Raw genomic sequence first — 20,887 nt, forward strand, 5'->3', positions numbered from 1 at the left:
CTCTGTAGCTCGTTGTTGTTGCTGTAGGAAGTTACTCAACGCTGAAGCTCCTGAAAGCTTTACTTTTCGAGTAGAGCGACTTCCATTGGACTTCGGTCGATCCGCTTTTTGCTTATCGCGAATGTCAATTTCAATCTCCTCTAAGGTATCCGAAACCTTTTTGAGCTCATGTGTATGAACTTGAGGCATTAATGATGCTTCATCGTATGGAGCGTGCTGCCCGGCACCTGCATAGGGAATGCCATACGGGTCATGCTGAAAGGCATAATGCTGAGCCATTGGATGATCATACGGCATTGGCGGCGGGTAAAAGGCAGGTATTGCCGACATGTCTTGCGGCATATCCCAAGGATTACCCATAGGCACATTCGCATATGGAGTTGGAGTAGGATAATTCATCCACGGATGCTCGTTCATAACAGGTCCCCCGCAACCACAGCCTTCATCGACTACTGAAACTGGGGCTACCATCGTTATCGGCTCACACGGCTCTTCCTGATACGGAGAATACGCTGGATAAGTCATTGCCTCGTGCTGTTGCTCCGGATAAGCGAATACCTCTGTGGCCTTAATATGGAATTGTTGAAACGGATGTACCGCTTGCCCATATGGCTCATGGAGCCCAAGACCATCCGTGGTTGGAGCTGGAATAACAGGCATCACTTGCGGAGCAACAGGTACCTTTTCCCCTAGAGATAACGGAGGCGCTTCAACTACTGGAGCTTGTGGACTTGGGATAATTGGCTGTTCATAGGCATCTGCTGGCGGCATTGGCTGCGGCATCGGAACGGGAGCAAATGGCTCCGTAGAGAGCTTTTTGTGGTGCTGATTGCCTTGCGTATGTCCATGCTGCATTTTGGGGACATAGACAACATCACCAGTCATAAGTACATTCGGATTCTTTAGATGTGCATTGGCTTTAATCATCGCTTGTAATGGCACATCCCAAGCCTTCCCAAGCTTCCACAAACTGTCACCTTGCTGTATGACATGCTTGTAAACAAAGTCAGACGCTGGTGGATCTACATGTTTTGGTACTGAAGGTATCTTCACTTTCATCCCAATCTCAATCTGATTCGGGTCGGCTATTTGCGGATTGAGTGCGATAATCTGGTCTAGGGGGGTGTTGTATTTTTTCGCGAGCTCGTACAGGGTATCGCCTTTTTTGACAATATGGATTTTCAAAACTTTACCTCCTTAAAGTTTTCTTCAGAAAACTCACTTCTTAAGCATCAACTTCGCGTATCTCTTCTAATCGCCATGTACTTGGCCGCGTCAGCATTCGCTTATTCACAATAATGATATTACAGTTTATGCGCGATTCTAGGCTTTTGCCCCTGTCGCACAAAAAAAATCCCTCGCGTCATAAACGCAAGGGATTTGCCCTAAGAACCTATATACGAATAGCTTGGATAGCAACCCAAAATCCGAACCTGACAACCAATAGCTTCAATCTCTTGAATAGCTGAAGGCAGAAGGACAGAGTCCATATTGCCGACAATATCGATATAGAAATAATAATTGCCAAGCTTCTTCTTCGTCGGCTTGGATTCAATCTTAGAAAGGTTGATTCTCCGCCATGCAAAAGCTGAAAGCACCTGATGCAAAGCACCCGGGTAATCCTCTGGCAGCGTGACAAGAATCGTCGTCTTCATGTCCTCCGAGGACATAAGCTCCGATGCTTCCTTACCAACAAGTAAGAAGCGCGTCATGTTATCCTTGTGATCCTGAATCTCCCGCTGCAGCATGGGCACGCCATAGTTCGTCGAGGCAATAGCTGTACCAATCGCCGCGACCGTTGGATCTTGCAGTGTGGATACGATGCGTACGCCTTCAGCTGTAGAGCTCACTTGCTCGAATTCAGCCCCACTCAGATATCGCTTCATAAATTGGTAACACTGCGCAGGCACAACTTGGTGAGATAACACTTTACGAATGTGCCGATATGGATTCGAGGCATCAACTTCAGGATCTGGATTCCGAAATCCAATAAGATTCATATCAATGGGAAATACCCATTCTGCTCGAATCGGAAGATCGACTTCATGAACGAGCCAATCCACATGCAAATGAACTGAGCCCTCTAGCGTATTCTCAATCGGAATAACACCCAGATCCGTTTCACCTGATGCAGTCGCATTGAAAACCTCAGAAATCAACTTATACGACACATACGTAAAATTCTCACCTAGAAAGTGACGTGTAGCTTCCTCCGAGAACGTGCTTGGTCCAAGAATGGCAACTCGCTTCATGCAAGCACCTCTTTCTCTACCAAGCTGAGAAGCCCCTCATCTCCACTTTGAAGTTCCGTTGTTATCACACCTTCTTGGCTCGGCTTCAGCCATAACAGTTGAGCTTCAATACCTTCCTTCGCCAACGTGCTTTGAAGGAACGCTTCAAGCTCCGATTTCTTCTCACTACGCGCATCCACGAGCGCTAGCATCGTAGGTCCCGCTCCGCTTAAAGCAACACCAAGCGCACCATGATGTTCACACTCATCCAATAATTTCTTCATGCCAGGAATCAGTGCTGCGCGGTAGGGCTGATGCAATCTATCCTTCATCGCATAACGGATCATGCCTAGGTTTCCTGTGCTTAATGCAGCAACGAGCAAGGAGGAGTGACTGAGATTGAACACCGCATCCTTCATGGTTACATGCTGCGGCATAACGCCTCTCGCCTTTTCTGTCGCTAGCTGGAAGGCTGGTATCGCCACCAGCACCTCCAAATTGTGATCAGGCTCAATCCGGATCGATTCTGCCCTCTCTTCATCCCAGAACGCAACGACAATCCCACCGTACAAGCTCGCACCTACATTGTCAGGGTGCTTCTCAAGACGCGAAGCGATTTGAAACAGCTCATACGTTGAGAATCGATTCCCAATCAGGGCATTAGCTCCTGCAAGTGCACCAACAATGGCTGAAGCGCTGCTTCCCAAACCACGTGTGAGTGGAATTTCACTATACATGGATATCTCAAGCTCCGGGTGTGAAACGCCTGCTTTATCAAATACCATTTGAGCTACCTTATAGATTAAATTCGACTTATCCGTAGGAATTCCACTCATCTGATCGCCAATCAATTGAATTCGTGTCTGATCAGAGATCGCCATATCAATCCAAGCATATAAGTTCAAGGCCATCCCCAGAGAGTCAAAGCCGGGACCTAGATTTGCCGTGCTTGCCGGTACTTTCACTCTTACCTTTTGTTTTGTCTTGTAGCTCATTTCGAAATTGCGCCTCTCTTCATTCAAAATAAACGGATACGCCGTCCAGTCCTGGTCCGATTTCTAGCCTTCTACTCGATACACGCTCTTAATCGCATGAATAACGTCCATCGATTCGAATTGATTCAATACATTTTTCATGCTAGCTTGATTCGCATCGTGCGTAATAATGATGATTTCAGCCTTCGGATTTGATTTATTCGGATGTTGGAACACGGATTCCAAGCTAACCTCATGCTCAGCAAAAATTTGTGTAATTTGGGCAAGCACGCCTGCTTTATCTTCAACATGAAGCAAAATGAAGTTTTTGGAAGCGATTTGTTCGTCTGTTTTAAGCTTCTTCTCTTTGTAAGGAGCTTGTACAGTACGGCCGTTGATGCCTAATTTCAAATTGCGTACAACGGCCACTAAGTCAGCTACAACGGATGTCGCTGTTGGAAGCTCGCCGGCACCTGCGCCATAGAACATCGTTTCGCCAACCGCTTCTCCTGTTACGTAAACGGCATTGAATACACCATTAACGGATGCTAGCGGATGCGTATTTTTGACCATTGTCGGTTGAACACTAACGGAGATATGACCATCATGATTTTCAGCGATACCAAGCAGCTTCACTTCGTAGCCTAATTTCTTACCATATTGAATATCTTCCTTCGATACCTTGGAAATTCCCTTCGCTTCAACATCGCTTAAAGCAACATTCGCATGAAAGCCAAGCGTCGATAAGATCGTCATTTTACGAGCAGCATCTAAGCCTTCAACATCAGATGTCGGATCCGCTTCCGCATAGCCCAACTCCTGTGCTTCCTTCAGCACATCAGCATACGCCGCGCCTTCTTGACTCATTTTAGTCAAAATGTAGTTCGTTGTTCCGTTCACAATCCCCATAATCTTCGTGATGCGGTCGGATGAGAAGCCTTCCACAAGCGCACGAATAATTGGAATTCCGCCTGCAACACTTGCCTCATAAAAGACATCGCAATTATTTTCAGCCGCTTTAGCTAGAATTTCCGCACCATGCATCGCCATAAGGTCCTTATTGGCCGTAATGATGTGCTTGCCATTCCCAAGCGCGGTTAGAATGTGTGCTTTCGTTGCTTCCACGCCACCCATAACTTCAACGACGATATCGATGTCACTATCGCCAATCACGTCCCAGACGTTCTCGGTTAGCTTATCTGCATCTACAGAGATGTTACGAAGCTTCGATTTATCTTGCACAAGAATTTTCGCGATTTCAATCACTGAACCTGTTTGACGCTGCAAATCCTCTTGATGTCCTTCGACAATACGGACTACACCTGTTCCTACAGTACCTAAACCTAGTAAACCTACCTTGATGGGCTTCATTTCAATGACCTCCTGAATTGTATGCTATCTTAACTGCCTTGACCGATGACCATGGCACGCTTAACTCCGTCTTGTGCTCCGAGGCGATCCACGATTTCCCGGATCTCTTCACCCATGGATGAAATTTCTAATGATATAACGACGTTCGCCATACCTTGTAATGGAATCGTTTGATGAATGGTCAATACATTACCATCCAAATTCGCGATAAGAGCGAGCACACGGGACAATATCCCAGACCGATGCTCTAAATCCATTGAAATCGTAATAATTCGCTCACGCTCCAGCTTACTGAGTGGATGAATGCCATCTTTATACTTATAGAAGGCGCTTCTGCTCAACCCCACTTGTTCTACAGCGTCGTGAATCGTTTTCACTTCACCCCGTGCAAGTAACTCTTTGGCCTGCGCTGTCTTTAGAACACCTTCTGGAAGAATGTCCTCACGGACTAAGTAGTACCTCTCAGGTCCGATGTGCTTCATGGTTGGAAGAAACTCTTTGCTCTCCGGCACCTTACTACCGTCCTCTCCAAAAAGACTAGTGTTTCCCTATAGAGGACATTATATCGAATCATGCCTCGTGAAGCAATAGGCAAAATGTATCCAAGCATTCGCCTTTGCAGCCCCTTCCCTTTCTATGATAAGCTGAAACGGAACCAACGAAGCGAGGGGATCTCTCCATGATTACATTACGAATGATGTCTACCGCACTTTTATGGAACGAACATGACGAGCTCCTTATGATGAAACGCGCGTTAACCCGCACGCTCTCCCCTGGCTTATGGGCCGCAATTGGCGGTCATCTCGAACCACATGAAATTAGCCAACCAAGAACGGCATGCCTTCGTGAAGTATGGGAAGAAACGGGCATTGAGCAGGACGAAATTCATGACTTACGTCTGCAATACGTGTTACTTCGGCTCAATGGACAAGAAATACGTCAGCAATTTTTCTATATAGGCAAGACGGATGTGGATCCGCGCATCGTTACGTCTGAAGGTGATCTGCATTGGATTCCCAAAGCGTCTGTCTTTGACCGTCCGATGCCCTATATTTTCCGCTGCTTGCTCGAACATTATTTCGCCGTTGGTCCTACTACGCATCCTTGGGTAGGCTCCGCTGGTATTCAATTAGAAACAGATACACCTATCATTCATTGGAACCCTTTATTGGATCCGCAGCAAATCTAATTCTGGATTGTACTCGAAAAAGAGCAGACAACGATTTCTCGTTGTCTGCTCTTTTTTTGTTTGCCGTGCTATAGCGCACTGCCTCCGAATAAGAAGCGATATTCCCAGTGTCGATTCGCGATGGAATCAATTCGGACACCGCCACTTTCTTTTGAATAGGTCGATAGGATTTGACCATTGCCTAAATAGATAGCAACATGCGTAATCGTTTGAGTAGACTTATTTATGCCAGCATAATTGGACTGCGCCGTTCCTTTATAAGACATAAAGAACATAAGATCGCCAACCTTGAGGTTATGCCAATCCGTCACATTGTGTCCGAGTGATTTCACAAACGCGCCTTGACCTCTTGAGTCGGTCGGAAGGTTCAGTCCAATGCCGTCCAAGAAAGCCTGATGTACAAAATCAGAACAATCAAAGGTGGCTGTGTTGTCACGACTGGACCCATACTCATAAGGCGTTCCTAAGTATTTTTTGCCTGCCGCAATGACTTTCTGAATCTTTTCACTCGTTGTCCCGCCTGTATTTGTACCCGGAGATGTTGCTACACCAGAAGTTGTAATGTAGGTAGGACTTGTACTGACGTAGCCTTCGCGACCATCTGATGCTTTGACTTTATACCAATAAGCATTTACTTTCTGGAGAATTTGTACTGTTTCTCCAGCTTTCAAATACCGAATACGAGTCGCATTCTGATTGGCTGCGGTACGGAAACTCACACTTGCGACGATCCGCCCTGTTCCAGTTGCTGGTGTCGTCGTTTGACTGCTTGTTTGTATGTATTTTGCGCTTGTTGAGACATAACCGATTTGGCCGTTCGTCACTTGAATTCTATACCAATAGGCATTTACTTTTTCTATAATGGAGACGGGCTCCCCAGCTTTTAAATAACGGATCCGAGGTGAATTCTCATCAGGGCTTTGGCGAAAGCTTACACTGCTAACAACTTCACCAGTGGTTGCAGCAGAAGCTGCTTTAGGTAATGGTACTGTGACTGCACCAAATATAAGAGAAGGGATGAGTGCAAAAGCGAGTAATTGTTTCTTCATGATGTAGGCCTCCTAGCATTTTGTAATTACCGAATCACAATGACACTAGTAAATGGTAACATATCCATTGATTAAGTTTTACCTGTAACATCTACCAATTCGCCGACCCCCTGAAATAAACGGCTACTCCTTCCTACTTGGACGTATCACAGTGTTTATCTAAAAATATAGACAAATTATTGCGTGAACTATATCGTCTATATTTATAAAAAAAGACCCCCCATTTGCCGTCTAAGGACCGGCTTCATGGTAAGGTCTTCATCCAATTTTCGTTGAGGAATCATCGCCGTCTGCAAGATCTTGAAGCTTCAAATACTGGCTCTGCTCGATCCAGCGCTGCATGATTTTTTGTGCTTCTTTCCTTTGTAATAAAGCTTCGGCAAGCTGAAAGCCCTCCTCATAGGTATCCACTTTATCAAACCATTTTAATCTTAACCCGGTATTGAAAATGACGTGATCACGTTCCCGTTTTACTTCTAATCCATCCTCACCAGCAATAATTCGTTTCACCATGGTGATTTGCTCCTCTTTCGTAATCGATGGCATAGGGGTGCTTGTGAATCCAAATTTCTGTGGCTCAACGACTCGAGACTCATCCCCCCATGGTGTCACAATCCGAATCGTACTATTCTCATATAGGGGTAAATCCTCAGAGCCATCAATTCCACTAACGATATAGGCTTGTTGAAAGCCAGAGCGGATCGATATTGGAATCAAGGACTCCATAGTCTTACGTTGCTGCACACCGATAATTAAATTCGTCGAAAGGACAGGATTCAATACTCTCTCTATGGTATCGATGACCGTTCGTATTCCGAGTTGTTCCCTAACCTGCTTCAGTCGCCCAATTGGCGGACACAGCTGCTCTGTGGGGAGAAAACCGATGTGTAAATGAAATAACATGGATTGCCAGGCCTTCACAGAAAGATGTAAGGACACACCAAAGCTTTCTACGATTTCTTTCATTGCTGTCCCTTGTCGTGACGGAAGCGCCTCACCACCTTGTATCACTTGTGTGAAACCCACCGATGCAAGCAATAGGCTGACAGGCAGTGTAACGGGGAATCGCTTCCGCCCTTCCGTAGGCCCTATTGAATTAAGCGAGTTAGGTTGAGCATTGTATATTAAGGAGTAGCCGCGATAAACATCGATAAAGGCCGTCAATTCATCATCTGCTTCCCCTTTCATACATAGCGCCATTAAGAATGCTGCGCATTGCGCGTCTGTTGAATCTCCTTTCGCCATTTCGCTGGCAGCTTCCACAGCTTCATCGTATGTTAAATTTCGCATACGCGTCTGATCAGAACCCATCGCTTGTATCCATTTTTTCATCATGGCTCCTCCTTTCTCGCTTATTCACTTTATATTTATGTTATATTTTCTGACATTATTTAGATATATATATGAAATGGTAATGCTTTTATTTGAACGTGTCAAGTATCATGACATTAAATTGGACGAAACAAAAAAAAGCACCTATCCTGTTTGGATAAGTGCCTAGTATTATAAATTGTTCTCGTCGAACTCGAAATCAAAATCACCGATTTGAATTGTCTGTCCATGGACAGCGCCACGTTTACGCAACTCGTCATCAATGCCCATGTTACGCAAAATACGAGCAAAACGCGCGATCCCATCTTGGGTAGTGAAATTCGTCCGCTTGATTAATTTCTCAATCGATGGACTTTCAATAACGAATACATCATTGTCACGGCGAATCGTGAAATCATTCTCTTCGCGTTTCTCAAAGCGATATACTTTACGCTCTTCCGTCTCAGCCACTCCCTCGACTTCAGGAGCGTTCGGGATACTTTCCACGATATCCGAAATCTTATACAGCAGTTCTTGAACACCACCGCGCGTCAAAGCTGAAATCGGATAGACGGCATATTCCTTGCCATCAGCAGCTAACTGCTCCTTGAACATAGCCAAGTTATCTTCAGACTCCGGCATATCCATTTTGTTGGCAACAACGATTTGTGGTCGTTGCTCCAGCTTCGCATTATACAGCTTGATTTCTTCATTGATTTTGATGAAATCCTCATAAGGATCACGTCCATCCGCGGCTGACATGTCCACGACATGTACGATAACTCGCGTCCGTTCAACGTGACGCAAGAACTCATGCCCGAGCCCCACACCTTCATGTGCGCCTTCGATCAAGCCCGGCAAATCCGCCATAACGAAACTGCGGCCATCACCAACATCGACTACACCGAGGTTCGGGGTTAATGTTGTAAAATGATAGGCTGCAATCTTCGGCTTCGCGGCCGATACGACCGACAGCAGCGTGGATTTACCAACGCTTGGGAAACCGACAAGCCCTACATCAGCCATGACCTTCATTTCAAGTATAACCCAACGCTCTACGCCTTCTTCACCGTTCTCCGCAATTTCAGGAGCCGTTACACGCGCAGTTGCGAAGCGAGTATTTCCTCTGCCGCCGCGGCCGCCCTTAGCAACGACGACTTCTTGCCCATGACGCGTTAAGTCAGCAATCACTTCTTGTGTATCATCATCAATAATGGTTGTTCCAGGGGGAATACGAACAATCATATCCTCCGAATTGGCTCCATGCATCGATTTGTTGCGACCTTTCTCGCCGCGTTCTGCTTTAAAGTGCTTCTGATAACGGAAATCCATCAACGTACGCAAACCTTCGTCTACGCGGAAAACAACATCGCCGCCATTGCCTCCGTCACCACCGGCAGGCCCGCCTTCTGGTACATATTTCTCACGGCGGAAAGCAACTAACCCGTCACCACCGTCGCCGCCTTTTACAAAAATCTTCGCCTTATCAACAAACATTTCTACACCTCAACTTTATATATGAAACGGCAATCGCAGTGTGATACCTGCTTCTTCCTCATGCCACTCATCATTCTCAAGCGAATACTGGGATAATTCCGATGAAAAGCGTTCTAAAACCGATTGCTCAAGTTGCTCCCGATTATAGGAGCCTTGATATACAAAATCAAGCAGTAAGCTATCTTCTTGAACATCAAATTCCAAGCTAAGTGTACCACTTTCCCCATCATCAAAGGCCGTGTTCTCTTGGACGCATGCCACCATTTGTCGAACCAATCGTTCAATCAATCCGCTCTGTAGGGGGAGTCGTCCAAGATTAATTTCTTGTTCGACTTCCACATTCAGCTCTAATGTCTTCGACTGAACACGGAATTGAAGCAAGTAAGCAATGAAAGATGGGATCCCCAGCCTGGAGAGATTGCTTTCCTGCTGCATAGTCATTTTTATTTTTTCCATAAGAGGCCGTAAATTATCAAACTTCTTCATCTGAATATAACCAAATAAAATTTGGGTATCATTCATCCAATCATGCCGATAGCGATTTACGACGGCAATCAACTGATGATGTGTGTCTTGTTCTTGCTGTTTCAGCTTTGAACGCCACTTCTCTTCCATTCTACTTGCTTCCAATCTCCAAGCTGTATACCCGCTTATGAGAATGATTAGTAAACATGCTACTCTGATGATCCAGGGTTCTGTAACCAACATGCCAGTCAATCCTATGAGCACAAGTATTAATAAATAGACCTGCGCGCTGCCCAATTGCTTCATTATCCGTCCGCCCCGTTCTCCGCTTAATAACCGTTCATCCAGTATATCATGCTGACTGGTAAACTTCACCAAACAAACGAGAAAACCTCTGCCCTCGACCATCCGAAATGAGTGATCGCGGTTAGAGGTTTTTCCATATATCCTGAGAAAAAATCCCTGGATGAACTCTCGCTCACCAGGGATTCTAATTACGCTTCTAGAGCTGCAGCTACTGGAGCTACATCAACTGGGTATACGCTCACTTTTTTGCGATCGCGGCCCAAACGCTCGAATTTCACTACGCCTTGTACCAAAGCGAAAAGTGTATCATCCGAACCGATGCCTACGTTCGTTCCTGGGTGAATTTTCGTACCGCGTTGACGGTAGAGAATGCTTCCAGCAGTAACAGTTTGACCGTCAGCACGTTTAGCGCCAAGGCGCTTAGAGTGCGAGTCACGACCGTTCTTTGTGGAACCTACCCCTTTTTTGGAAGCGAATAATTGGAGATCCAATTTCAAAAACATGGTGTTATCCTCCTTTGTGATAGATTGTTTCAATCGTTATATAGTCACCGTAAGTGAGTTCAATCGTTTGTAACATAACGACCATCGATTCTATAATTAACTGCACTTGATTCCAAGTTTCAGGCATATCGCGCGCACTGTCCGGGATGGTTACATCCAACAGTCCAGGTTCCATTTCGTGAATCGGAATCACACCGGTTAAGGATTCTATCGAATTACATGTACCAACGGAAATCGCTGATACCGCGGCGCAGACCAAGTCTTTGCCAGGTACGTCATATTCAGCATGGCCTTCCACTACAAAAGAAAGGATTTGAGGTGAATCCGGTGCAAGACGCTCTATGGTCACGTAGATCATAGGCTTGTCTCTTACGCTTGGATTTTCTCAACTACTACTCTTGTGTACGGTTGACGATGACCTTGCTTTTTGTGATAGTTCTTTTTCGGTTTGTACTTATAAACGATGACTTTTGCGCCTTTGCCGTGTTTTTCCACTTTCGCGGAAACTGAAGCACCTGCAACCAATGGAGCACCTACTACTAGGCCATCTTCTTTGGAAACCAAGAACACACGATCAAAAGAAACAACCTCACCCTCAGCAGCGTTCAATTTTTCGATGTAAAGAACATCGCCCTCTTGAACTTTGTACTGTTTACCACCTGTTTCAATAATTGCGTACATTTTCATTACCTCCTCATGTCTCAGACTCGCCTTGTGCAGGTGACGGAATGGAATAATTCCAATCGCGTACTTCGACCTGTTTCGTGCGGTTACAGCATGCCTAAACAACACACTCCGAGTATTATATCACAGTAATTAATTCATATGCAAACCTTTTATTTGCGTTTGCGGGTCATTTCTAGCAACCCTAACTTGGTCCAACCTACAATCGTCGTCTTCGAACGATCCTTGCGCACAGCTTCCGCCATATTCGCCATGACCTTCGCACGATTATCTTCCGCATGCATATCGATAAAATCGACAATAATGATGCCTCTTAGATTACGAAGCCGCAAAAGTCTGGGAATTTCAACAGCTGCTTCCCGATTAATATCGGTAACAGTCTGCTCTAAATCAATAGAACCCGTATAACGTCCCGTGTTCACATCAATCACTGTCAGCGCCTCTGTTTGATCGATGATTAAATACCCGCCGCTAGGCAGCCAGATTTTACGACGAAAGCTCTGGTTCAACTCTTCCGTAACACCGAAATGATCGAACATAGGTGTTCTACGATCATAGAAAGCAATACGACCTCGCCAGCCCGGTTGCTGCTYGCGCAGTAAGGTTCTCATTTCTTCAAAGACCTTATTATTGCTCATCCACACTTCTTGAACCTCATCGGATATCACATCTCTAGCCAGCTTAGGTAAGAGATCGAGATCCTGGTAGAGCTGTGCAGGAACAGCGGACTCTTCCCGCTTCGCAAGAATAGTACTCCAAACATCGCGCAAGTTCTGCAAATCATCTCGAATGGCTTCTTCACTTTGCCCTATCGCACCTGTGCGAATAATAACACCTTCACCTGGCAAAAGGTTACCCTCAGCAAGTTGCTTCAGACGTTGCCGCTCGGCTTCTAGATCAATTTTACGTGATATCGCAATGTAATCAGCATCTGGCATATAAACAATCCAACGGCCCGGAATGGAAACGTGCGTAGTTACTCTTGCCCCTTTGGTGCCCTGCGGATCCTTGCTAACTTGTACCATTACCGTTTGCCCAACTTCAGCAATCTCTGTAATGGAAGGCTTGATCTTAGGCTGCTTGTCCAAATGAACAGGGAGGAGATCGTCTATATAAAGAAAGGCATTCTTCGCAAGTCCGATATCGACGAATGCCGCTTGCATGCCAGGAAGTACGTTAACGATGCGGCCCATGTAGATGCTGCCTGCCCGTTGAGATTCAAGCGGATACTGCGTATCATACTCCACAAGACGACCATCTTCTAGCAAGGCTGCTTGTGTAAGTTCAGGTGCGCAGTGAATTATCAGTTGCTTCATACATGTTCACCTCACCAGTTATTTTACATGAAAAGATCGGAAACTGCACTCCCCGGTTTTTTCCCATCTAAATAACCGACGACAATTTGCTGCTCGGGCAGCACGGCTTGAATTCGCCCTGCTTCATTCACTACATAGATCAAGTGATATCTTTCTCGCATAAAAAGCTTCAACGTCTCCGCCATCGTTAGCTGCTTGGTGATAACAATAGGCTGGGCTCTTGTACCGCGGCTTAATAGCTGCCCAACACGGAATCCGCGCCCCATTAGGAAGCGAAGAAAATGGTAAGGTATTTGCCGGTAAGCATACCAATTTGAAACAAGCAGAAACAGGCCAATAACCAGGATATTAATCGGCAGCTGCCCTTGTACGAGCTGTATAATCGCCATAATAATGATCGAGAAGCTAATGATCATACTGATCCAAACCGAGTAGACAATCGTGTTATGGTACGACATGATATAACCCAACAAGCCTTGCATCACTTTCCCGCCATCGAGCGGCATCACGGGTATCAAATTAAATAAACCGATCATGAGGTTCGCTTCAATAAAATAGTCCCACCAGCTGCCACTTCCGATATCGAATGACTTCATCAGCAGCGCCAATAAGATCATCCATATATGCTGGAGGGGGCCTGCTAAGGCGACGATCAATTCCTCGCGTGTGGACGTAGTTCCTAGCTCATCAACAATCAATACACCCCCGAAGGGAAGAAGCTGGACTTCCTGAACCCTCCAACCGAACCCTTTCGCTGCGGTTAAGTGCCCCAGCTCATGGATGAGAACAATGCCGAATAAAGTGATTGCTTCTAGAAAATATCCAGTAAAGGCACAGCCAATCATGATCAACGTAAATAAAGGATGAAATCGATACTTCGTCCCAGCCAATTTAATCAAAGGTGATCACATCCGATGGGTTGATCATCACTCCCTCTTTCATGACAGAAAAGTACATGGTCCCTTTCGCTGGATCTTTGGCAGATGCCTTTCCAATGGGCTCCCCTACCTTCATCCAATCACCAGCGGCTACACTCACGTCGCTAAGTCCCCCATATAAAGACTCCAGTCCACCTGGGTGACGAATCACGATCGTTAACCCCGTATCCGTAGCAGTACCCGAGAAAATGACCTGTCCCGTGTCCATCGCATACACGGGAGCAAAATCAGCTGTGTTCAAATTGACTCCTTTATGGATCGTCCCATCGTATCTTATCATTACCGTACCCTTCACTGGCGCGAACAACGTGCGCTTCGAGGTACTTACAATAACAGCTTCATTACCTGTGCGATTAAAGCTAGGAATGAAGGAAGGTGAGCCTCCAAATTTATCGGTATACCAAGCGGAAAATGCCGTAAAATCATACGACTGCGTAAGTGCTGCTGTAACATACAGCTTCCCTTTGATTGCCCATGGCTTGTCTAGTTGGAACATACCATAAACAGTCGCAAATATCACACCGCTGATAAGGAGCTTGATGGCGATTTTGCGAGGAGACGGCGGAGTTAAGAAGCCTCTTTCCGTATCATCGTTCGCTGTATCCATCCTGAGTTTCTGTCTCCATGCAAACTCAGGATCCTCCATCCGCCTTCTCCAGTCAGGATCAGCATATAGCGGCACTTCATCTTTCTGGTGTGATGGCAACAAGTATTCGGCCGACTGAGAGGAAAGTGACCCACCATGCCCGATTGATAGTTCCGACGATTCTCGCAAATGGCGAAGACGTTCTAGTCGGCGCTGCTTTACTTTATCTTTTGTAACCATAGAATCCCCCTCCTTATAGACTTTCATTACTACAGCCTATGAGCGGATGGACAAGATTATGTGACTGTTACGACGGATAAAAAACAAGCCGCCTCACGGCAGCTTGTTAGAAAACCTATTGTTGAAGCAAATTGTAAATCACCTGTGCGCTTTCCGCACGAGTCGTATAGCCCTGTGGAGCAAACGTAAGATTATCTCTGCCATGTACGAGTTCCAAATGGACAGCAGTTTGAACGATACTTTTCGCCCAATTACTTATTAAGTTGTCATCGATAAAGGTTGTCACTGTGCTCGGCAAAGCAAGCTTCGTGCCTCCATGCTTTACTTCGTATGCACGCACAATCATGACCGCCATTTCTTCACGTGTAATCGGTGCATCAGGAGCAAAGTGGCGCTCATCGCGCCCAGCAATGATGCCAAGGTTATAAGCAGTAGCAACGGATGCCGCATACCAAGCACCTTCTTGAATATCCGCGAATGGCTGCGTACCTGCTGCCTCCTTACCTAAGGCTCTTATAAGCATCGCGGCGAATTGCGCTCTTGACACTTGGTTTTCAGGCTGAAACAACGAGTCTGTCATGCCCTCTACAATATGCTTGGCACTTAGCTCCTTAATAACAGCGAACGCCCAGTGATCTGCCGCGACATCCAAATAGATTTTAGTCACTTGAAGAGCTGCATATTGACTAAAATGATTCACATCGACTGTAAGTGTGTCGCCTTGAATCGTTCCACCTATGAATTCGAGTGTGCCATCATCACTTACATAATAAGCAGCTGTAAGCTTAGGGTCTACGCCAGGTAAGAGCTTGAATGTCAATGTGATAGGTTTATCAAATTTACGTAATGTGTACACCTTGTTCTCTTTGGTAACGATAGAAAGTGTAAATTCATACGCGACACTGGCGAGACTTATTCCATTTTGTGATAACAGCTTCTCATTTTCTTCCTTGCTTACAGGCGTTGCATTCAAGTGGATCTGAGCATCCTTCAGTGATTCTGCAGGAACAAGACCTTGAACGGCTTCCAATACCTCAGAAGGCAATGTTACAGACATATCAGCCTTATTAAGCGTAATTGGCGCACTTCCTAAATCATTAACAACATCGGTAGGAATCCTGATCCCATTGTGCTCAGCATCCAAGTCTACCGCGAAACTGCCATCGTCTTGTTTCTTGAAATCCTTGAAGGTAACAAGCTGATCCGTATCCGATACCGGCATTACTGGAGGTAACGACGGTGAATCTGTTGGTATTTCTGACGGTATTTCTGGCGGTATTGAATCCTCGCTAGTCCTAGTCACAGAAATCTGTATCGTTTTAGTCGCTTGCCCCTTCCGCCCTTTGTCCTCATACCAAGATTGACTCAATGTTTCCTCACTTGGTTCGATATGAAGGACAAATGTATTTAAGCCCGTTTTTAAAGGGAGGTCGTTTAACTCAACATTTCCATAAGCATCCATACTTCCCGCAGGAATCGGCACGCCATTGATGGTAAAGTTAACGCCATAAGGCACAACAGCCTTAAGATTCATCGTGTTATCTGCCGTGGCGTACACGATATCATCACCAAATGAAATACGCGGCATCGAGATGGACATCGGCATATCAACCCATCGGAGCACGTGATCTTCAACCACCATTTTGTTGTCGGCCTGGTTCTTGATGGTCAGCTGCATATTCGTATTCTCGGAGCTATACGCCCAATTGCCGTAATCGGCAGTATCATTGAGTTGACGTGTATGACTTGTAAAAGCTTCTTTCTTCCAATCTCCACGTGTATATTTATACTGAATCGCCTTGCCAGCCATCATCTTGAAGCTGTACTCCACGATACGGCGGTCTGTCGCCCCGCTCGGCACTTGCAATTGGTTACCTCTTGCATTCCAACCATTAAAATCGCCAGCGATGAAAATATCATCCGTGGATGGCGTATAGTCGGGAAGACGCAGCCTCAACAGAACGTCAACCATCACCAATTTTGGCATTACAGCCTGTTCCCCTGAAAATGCACGATTATAACCTGCATCAAAGGCTGCAACCAGATACGTATAGGCCGTATCGTTGCTCACCGCATAGTCGACATAAGTCATTTGCGAGTGAGGTACAGTAGCAATTTTATGATAGGTAGCCTCGGTAACTGTTTTTTTATAAACCTCATAGCCCGAAACAGCTTCATCCGCCAACGTCCAGTTAAGCTGTACGCGGTTGGACTCCACAGTTATATTTGAAAGCGTTGGCGCAGCCGGAGGTGTTTGATCATCCTTATTTGGATTCACCTCTACTGTTACGATTGGAGATTGCGAATAACTATCTCCGTTATCCATTGAGGCTTTCACGAAATATTCATAATAACCAGGCTCGGTTGGTTCAAATGTAGCCCCATATACCTTACGTCCGGAAGAATCCGAGTCATAACGAAGCTTAGATTCTTGTGCAAAAGCAGGATCTGAGCCTTGCTTATAATAAACTAAGCTTGCCATGAGATTTGCTGCTTCCTTCCCATCATAAGCCGGATTATTCGTTACCCCAATTACGCCAATCTCAACTGTAATCTTCCCTACCTTATGGCCTACTTGCAAGTAGACGACATCCGTAACCGAGGAAGGTGTGCCTAAATAGCTTATTGGGAAGGCAGGTGTCGCTGAAACCATATCGCTTAAGAAGCTCTCTCCGCTCCCTATAATCGCTGTAACGGCGTAATAGTATTTCGTCCCGTTAACTACGGATGCATCTTCGAACGTAGACGTAGACGTCGTCCCGACTAACACGACTTGACCACCCTCGATCGCCGCACGATACACACGATAGCCATCTGCTCCCGCAACAACATCCCAGGTTAAATCAACTTGATGATCTCCGCCAACAGCTGAACTGTTCGTAACTTGAGGAACGAGCTGCAAATCTACCGTTGACACCATCATGAGTCCCGTTTGACCCGGGATAGTCAGTTCAATCTGTCCATTCACTACAGTCCCTTGCACTTGACCATACAGTTGATCGACTAGTGTTAACCCCTCAGGCAGGAAGCCAGCAACATCAGCACGTACTGTTTTGGCATCTGCGTTGCGATTAATGACATGCAAAGCACCCTTCAATTCATTTTTGCGAGCATACACAATGACATCATCCTGCGCATAAGCAACCTTGATATCCCCTGTACGGAAAACAGCATTCTCATTACGAATTGCAGCCGCTTTTTGATACACATTTAAAATGCCAGCATATTGCCCATTCCCTGTATAGGTTCCGTTCTCTTGTTTCGTCACGCGCTCCCAAGGGAATGTTCTACGCGAATCCGGGTCCTTCGTACCTGTTAAGCCCACTTCATCTCCATAATAAATCGTCGGCGCACCAGGATAACCCATTTGGAATATCGCTGTAAGCTCTTGCAGCTTCAACGCTCGCGTACTGGCTTCAGGAGCAATCTGCAGATGCTCTTCTTCCCATTCCGGATGATCATAGATCGTCGCAGAACGCGTTGTATCATGGGAATCCACAAGATTGAGCATCGCTAGCCAAGCTTCTTTCGGATAATCCTCTCGCACGGACTCCAACTGCTCATTTAGCGCACTGCTGTTTCCGGCATTCATGAAGCTTTGAATCGCTCTACGGAACCTGTAGTTCATCACAGAATCGAACTGATCACCAAGCAAGAACCTTGTAGCAACTCCCCACTCTTCTCCCAAAAGAACCGGATCTTCGATCAGATCTCCATTGCCGTCTGGCAACCCTTTGGTTGATTTCACAGCTTCACGGAACTTCTGCCAGGTACCGCTGGATACATCAGGAGCCACATCCAAACGCCAGCCGTTTGCCCCCATCCACAGCCATCTTTGCGAGTTCGCAGCTTGCATCTCTTTTTGCGCATCTTCAGGACTCAGTCCCGACACATCATGACCAATCACCATATCGCGATAATCGATATTGTTCCATTCATGTTGGCCCGCAAGTGACATCGTGTCGGCAGGTAATAATTCAGTAGCCACCGTCTGCGGATCCTTCGCATCCATCACTGGCAAGGAGTCGTAGCCCCACCAAGCATCGTATTTGTAATGAAGATTGGGCCCATCTCTGTCTTTCTCTTTTTCATTCAAAACGGTGAACCAGGTCATATATTTGAAGTCTGCTGGATATTGATAATGTTGACCTGTCATCGGATTAATTTGCGCTATGAAAGCTTGCTTAACCGCTTCTTCTGCCTGTTGTTTAGATTCATGATTCACATTCATTCGATCATAAACCTTCGACCAATACTCATAAGCGCCAATCTCAGGATATTTCTCATAACGGTCAAAATAAATCGAATCATCACCTACATGGTTGAACACCCCATCATTAATGACCTTGATACCCACAGCCTTCGCGGCTTTCGTAAAGGTTAGAAACGCTTCATCAGATGCTTCGCGTGTCTTCGTATAATCTAATCCAGACGCAGGATCATTAGGGGTATTATAGACCGGAACTCCGAACATCGGATCCAAATGCTTATAATCCGTCGCATCATATTTATGATTGGAGGCTGCCCAGGAGACAGGATTTAAATAAACGGCTGTAATCCCTAACGCTTTCAGATAGCCTAGCTTTTGTTGAATTCCTTGAATATCGCCGCCATAAAATTCATTCGTCCATGYGCCATCAGTCTTGGCCTCTGGATAATAAGGAGCATTTACGGGTGACTTCCGATCTGGATTTTCCGGGATATCTCCCCATGTTCCCCAAACCTGATTGCTAGCAGGGTCACCAGCTACCCCGCCGTCAAAATATTGCAGCTTTTGCCCGTTCTTCGAGGTGGCATATTGGCTTTCCACAGCACCTCTTGCGCCATCTTCAAGCTTGGCTCGATTGTTATCTGAATTCCCATCGAAGAATCGATCAGGGAAAATTTGATAAACAACCGCATTTTTCATCCAATCTGGTGTTTGGTAATTCGGATCATAGACGGTCAAATTATACGGTAAAGCTCCCTCTTCGCTCGTGCTGCCTGTTGCACCACTAGAACCATCATCGCCGTATTCGATCTTGGTCGTCCCATCAACTAGAATAAATTTGTAACCCCATATACCAATTTTACCTGCAAACGTACTTTTCGGAACAGTAACCTCGAAATAATCTTTATCCTCAACACTCGTCGCTTTCTTCATCATAAAAGCATTCGAAAGACCATCTGGCGCAGTCAGCTCAGCCTTGGCAAATTGCACATCGCCTTTGTTCGCTGAGATTCGCAGCGTTATGTCCTCTTCGCCCGCTTTGATCGCCCCAAAAGGCTTCTTATACGTGATGGATCGGCTGTCAAAAGCTAAACCATCCTTCTTAATTTGCCCATCGAACACGCTGTCCTTTGCCATGTAATCGTGGGATAGCACCTTATTGTCTGCCGAATAATCTATGGAAAAGGTCACGTTCGCCTCGTCTAATGTGACGAGCTTGAGGTTCCCATCCACACCACCGTAGTCATTGCCATTCCAGTCATCTGAAAATGTGACCTTCGCTTCATAGCTTCCCGGTGGAACCGTGCGTTGCAGCTTATAGACGGTACCATCGAGATTGTAATCCACGAAAAATTGCGCCGCTTGTTGAGGAGCCCATTCTGGCTCTCCAAACAATGTTTGAATGGAGCCCACTAATCTTGGCCACTGGTTTTCAGCCTTTTGTGACACATATTGCTCCAAACCATGAACACCGGGTATCGAAATTCTCGCCTTATTCAGTGCTTCGTTGATATAGAACTTCACCTTGGTGGCGCTAGCCAGATCAAAGGCGAAATTGTTGCCATTATCGCTAAAGCCATCCCATGTCCCATTTTTAACAAACTTAAATTCATGATGACCTGCCTCTAAATCACGCGAAAACTCATAGTAGTCGCCAACAACATGCTTCATCTTTGTGTCAGGATTCTGATTGTTCCAGCCTTGAAAGCTGCCGGCCAAATACCATTGTGTGTTTCCACCTGGTTGTTCAATACCTGTTTCAACAGGTATCCCCGCTGCCTTGGCTATTGGCGGAAATAAACTGACCATCAACTGCAACATCAGCAGCAGTGCTGTAACAAGAGCTGTGTAAGACAAGCCCCTTTTTGATGATGATACCTTCATGATTGCAATTCCTCCTCATTTCGTTGTGCAATCGTTTGCGCAAATGGAAGGAGATGACCCATCCATTTCAACGCAAAAACCCCGCCATCTCACGCAAGAGATAACGGGGTTGTTCCAAACGGGGACACCGTCC

The 20,887-nt window shown here is 45.9% G+C and carries 17 protein-coding genes; 1 reads left to right on the top strand and 16 read right to left on the bottom strand.

Going from position 1 to position 20,887, the window contains the following annotated elements; translation table 11 throughout:
• The 5 genes from AC1DVJ_RS23950 to AC1DVJ_RS23970 form a co-directional block, all read right to left on the bottom strand.
• Positions 1-1,185, bottom strand: a 1,185-nt coding sequence (locus AC1DVJ_RS23950) for a LysM peptidoglycan-binding domain-containing protein (protein ID WP_477594062.1), incomplete at its 3' end; no start/stop codon positions are given.
• A gap of 200 nt (positions 1,186-1,385) precedes the next feature.
• Entirely contained in the window at positions 1,386-2,252 is an 867-nt protein-coding gene (pheA, locus tag AC1DVJ_RS23955; protein ID WP_477594064.1) for a prephenate dehydratase, read from the bottom strand.
• Positions 2,249-3,226: a homoserine kinase gene (thrB, locus tag AC1DVJ_RS23960; RefSeq protein ID WP_477594066.1), complete on the bottom strand. Its 978-nt coding sequence runs from the start codon at positions 3,224-3,226 to the stop codon at positions 2,249-2,251. The genes pheA and thrB overlap by 4 nt, the downstream gene beginning before the upstream one ends.
• Before the next feature lie 63 nt (positions 3,227-3,289).
• On the bottom strand, positions 3,290-4,576 hold the full coding sequence (locus tag AC1DVJ_RS23965) for a homoserine dehydrogenase (protein ID WP_477594068.1): 1,287 nt from the start codon (positions 4,574-4,576) through the stop codon (positions 3,290-3,292).
• 29 nt (positions 4,577-4,605) lie between these two features.
• Entirely contained in the window at positions 4,606-5,058 is a 453-nt protein-coding gene (locus AC1DVJ_RS23970) for an ACT domain-containing protein (RefSeq protein WP_056610603.1), read from the bottom strand.
• A gap of 197 nt (positions 5,059-5,255) precedes the next feature.
• On the opposite strand from AC1DVJ_RS23970, the gene AC1DVJ_RS23975 reads away from it, so the two are divergent.
• Positions 5,256-5,765, top strand: coding sequence for an NUDIX domain-containing protein (locus tag AC1DVJ_RS23975; protein ID WP_477594070.1), 510 nt, complete (start codon positions 5,256-5,258; stop codon positions 5,763-5,765).
• 68 nt (positions 5,766-5,833) lie between these two features.
• Here AC1DVJ_RS23975 and AC1DVJ_RS23980 read toward each other — a convergent pair whose 3' ends face one another.
• The 11 genes from AC1DVJ_RS23980 to AC1DVJ_RS24030 form a co-directional block, all read right to left on the bottom strand.
• Positions 5,834-6,814 (bottom strand): C40 family peptidase, encoded by a 981-nt coding sequence (locus AC1DVJ_RS23980; protein WP_477594072.1) that lies wholly within the window; start codon positions 6,812-6,814, stop codon positions 5,834-5,836.
• Between the two features lie 258 nt (positions 6,815-7,072).
• Positions 7,073-8,146 carry an anthranilate phosphoribosyltransferase gene (locus AC1DVJ_RS23985; protein WP_477594074.1) on the bottom strand — a complete coding sequence of 358 codons (1,074 nt, stop codon included), beginning with the start codon at positions 8,144-8,146 and terminating at the stop codon, positions 7,073-7,075.
• A 171-nt stretch (positions 8,147-8,317) separates the two neighbouring features.
• Entirely contained in the window at positions 8,318-9,622 is a 1,305-nt protein-coding gene (gene obgE / locus AC1DVJ_RS23990) for a GTPase ObgE (RefSeq protein ID WP_477594076.1), read from the bottom strand.
• 15 nt (positions 9,623-9,637) lie between these two features.
• A complete protein-coding gene (locus AC1DVJ_RS23995; RefSeq protein WP_477594078.1) occupies positions 9,638-10,495 on the bottom strand; it encodes a Spo0B domain-containing protein in 858 nt (285 codons plus the stop codon).
• Positions 10,496-10,581: 86 nt separating this feature from the next.
• Positions 10,582-10,896 (bottom strand): 50S ribosomal protein L27, encoded by a 315-nt coding sequence (gene rpmA / locus AC1DVJ_RS24000; protein ID WP_036742986.1) that lies wholly within the window; start codon positions 10,894-10,896, stop codon positions 10,582-10,584.
• Positions 10,897-10,900: 4 nt separating this feature from the next.
• Positions 10,901-11,254, bottom strand: coding sequence for a ribosomal-processing cysteine protease Prp (locus tag AC1DVJ_RS24005; RefSeq protein WP_477594081.1), 354 nt, complete (start codon positions 11,252-11,254; stop codon positions 10,901-10,903).
• 11 nt (positions 11,255-11,265) lie between these two features.
• Entirely contained in the window at positions 11,266-11,577 is a 312-nt protein-coding gene (gene rplU / locus AC1DVJ_RS24010; RefSeq protein WP_028555793.1) for a 50S ribosomal protein L21, read from the bottom strand.
• A gap of 155 nt (positions 11,578-11,732) precedes the next feature.
• Positions 11,733-12,896, bottom strand: a complete 1,164-nt coding sequence (locus tag AC1DVJ_RS24015) for an Rne/Rng family ribonuclease (RefSeq protein WP_477594083.1) — start codon at positions 12,894-12,896, stop codon at positions 11,733-11,735.
• A gap of 23 nt (positions 12,897-12,919) precedes the next feature.
• A complete protein-coding gene (locus tag AC1DVJ_RS24020; protein ID WP_477594085.1) occupies positions 12,920-13,795 on the bottom strand; it encodes a M50 family metallopeptidase in 876 nt (291 codons plus the stop codon).
• Positions 13,788-14,660 carry a peptidoglycan DD-metalloendopeptidase family protein gene (locus AC1DVJ_RS24025; RefSeq protein WP_477594087.1) on the bottom strand — a complete coding sequence of 291 codons (873 nt, stop codon included), beginning with the start codon at positions 14,658-14,660 and terminating at the stop codon, positions 13,788-13,790. The genes AC1DVJ_RS24020 and AC1DVJ_RS24025 overlap by 8 nt, the downstream gene beginning before the upstream one ends.
• Before the next feature lie 115 nt (positions 14,661-14,775).
• Entirely contained in the window at positions 14,776-20,754 is a 5,979-nt protein-coding gene (locus AC1DVJ_RS24030) for an alpha-amylase family glycosyl hydrolase (protein WP_477594089.1), read from the bottom strand.
• Positions 20,755-20,887 lie beyond the last annotated feature (133 nt).

The organism is Paenibacillus sp. P4_A9, from assembly GCF_056402415.1.

What these genes read in the sequence shown, in the direction of transcription:
- pheA (WP_477594064.1), bottom strand. Translation starts at nt 2,252, where the DNA reads ATGAAGCGAGTTGCCATTCTTGGACCAAGCACGTTCTCGGAGGAAGCT.
- thrB (WP_477594066.1), bottom strand. Translation starts at nt 3,226, where the DNA reads ATGAGCTACAAGACAAAACAAAAGGTAAGAGTGAAAGTACCGGCAAGC.
- AC1DVJ_RS23965 (WP_477594068.1), bottom strand. Translation starts at nt 4,576, where the DNA reads ATGAAGCCCATCAAGGTAGGTTTACTAGGTTTAGGTACTGTAGGAACA.
- AC1DVJ_RS23970 (WP_056610603.1), bottom strand. Translation starts at nt 5,058, where the DNA reads ATGAAGCACATCGGACCTGAGAGGTACTACTTAGTCCGTGAGGACATT.
- AC1DVJ_RS23975 (WP_477594070.1), top strand. Translation starts at nt 5,256, where the DNA reads ATGATTACATTACGAATGATGTCTACCGCACTTTTATGGAACGAACAT.
- AC1DVJ_RS23980 (WP_477594072.1), bottom strand. Translation starts at nt 6,814, where the DNA reads ATGAAGAAACAATTACTCGCTTTTGCACTCATCCCTTCTCTTATATTT.
- AC1DVJ_RS23985 (WP_477594074.1), bottom strand. Translation starts at nt 8,146, where the DNA reads ATGAAAAAATGGATACAAGCGATGGGTTCTGATCAGACGCGTATGCGA.
- obgE (WP_477594076.1), bottom strand. Translation starts at nt 9,622, where the DNA reads ATGTTTGTTGATAAGGCGAAGATTTTTGTAAAAGGCGGCGACGGTGGT.
- AC1DVJ_RS23995 (WP_477594078.1), bottom strand. Translation starts at nt 10,495, where the DNA reads ATGGTCGAGGGCAGAGGTTTTCTCGTTTGTTTGGTGAAGTTTACCAGT.
- rpmA (WP_036742986.1), bottom strand. Translation starts at nt 10,896, where the DNA reads ATGTTTTTGAAATTGGATCTCCAATTATTCGCTTCCAAAAAAGGGGTA.
- AC1DVJ_RS24005 (WP_477594081.1), bottom strand. Translation starts at nt 11,254, where the DNA reads ATGATCTACGTGACCATAGAGCGTCTTGCACCGGATTCACCTCAAATC.
- rplU (WP_028555793.1), bottom strand. Translation starts at nt 11,577, where the DNA reads ATGTACGCAATTATTGAAACAGGTGGTAAACAGTACAAAGTTCAAGAG.
- AC1DVJ_RS24025 (WP_477594087.1), bottom strand. Translation starts at nt 14,660, where the DNA reads ATGGTTACAAAAGATAAAGTAAAGCAGCGCCGACTAGAACGTCTTCGC.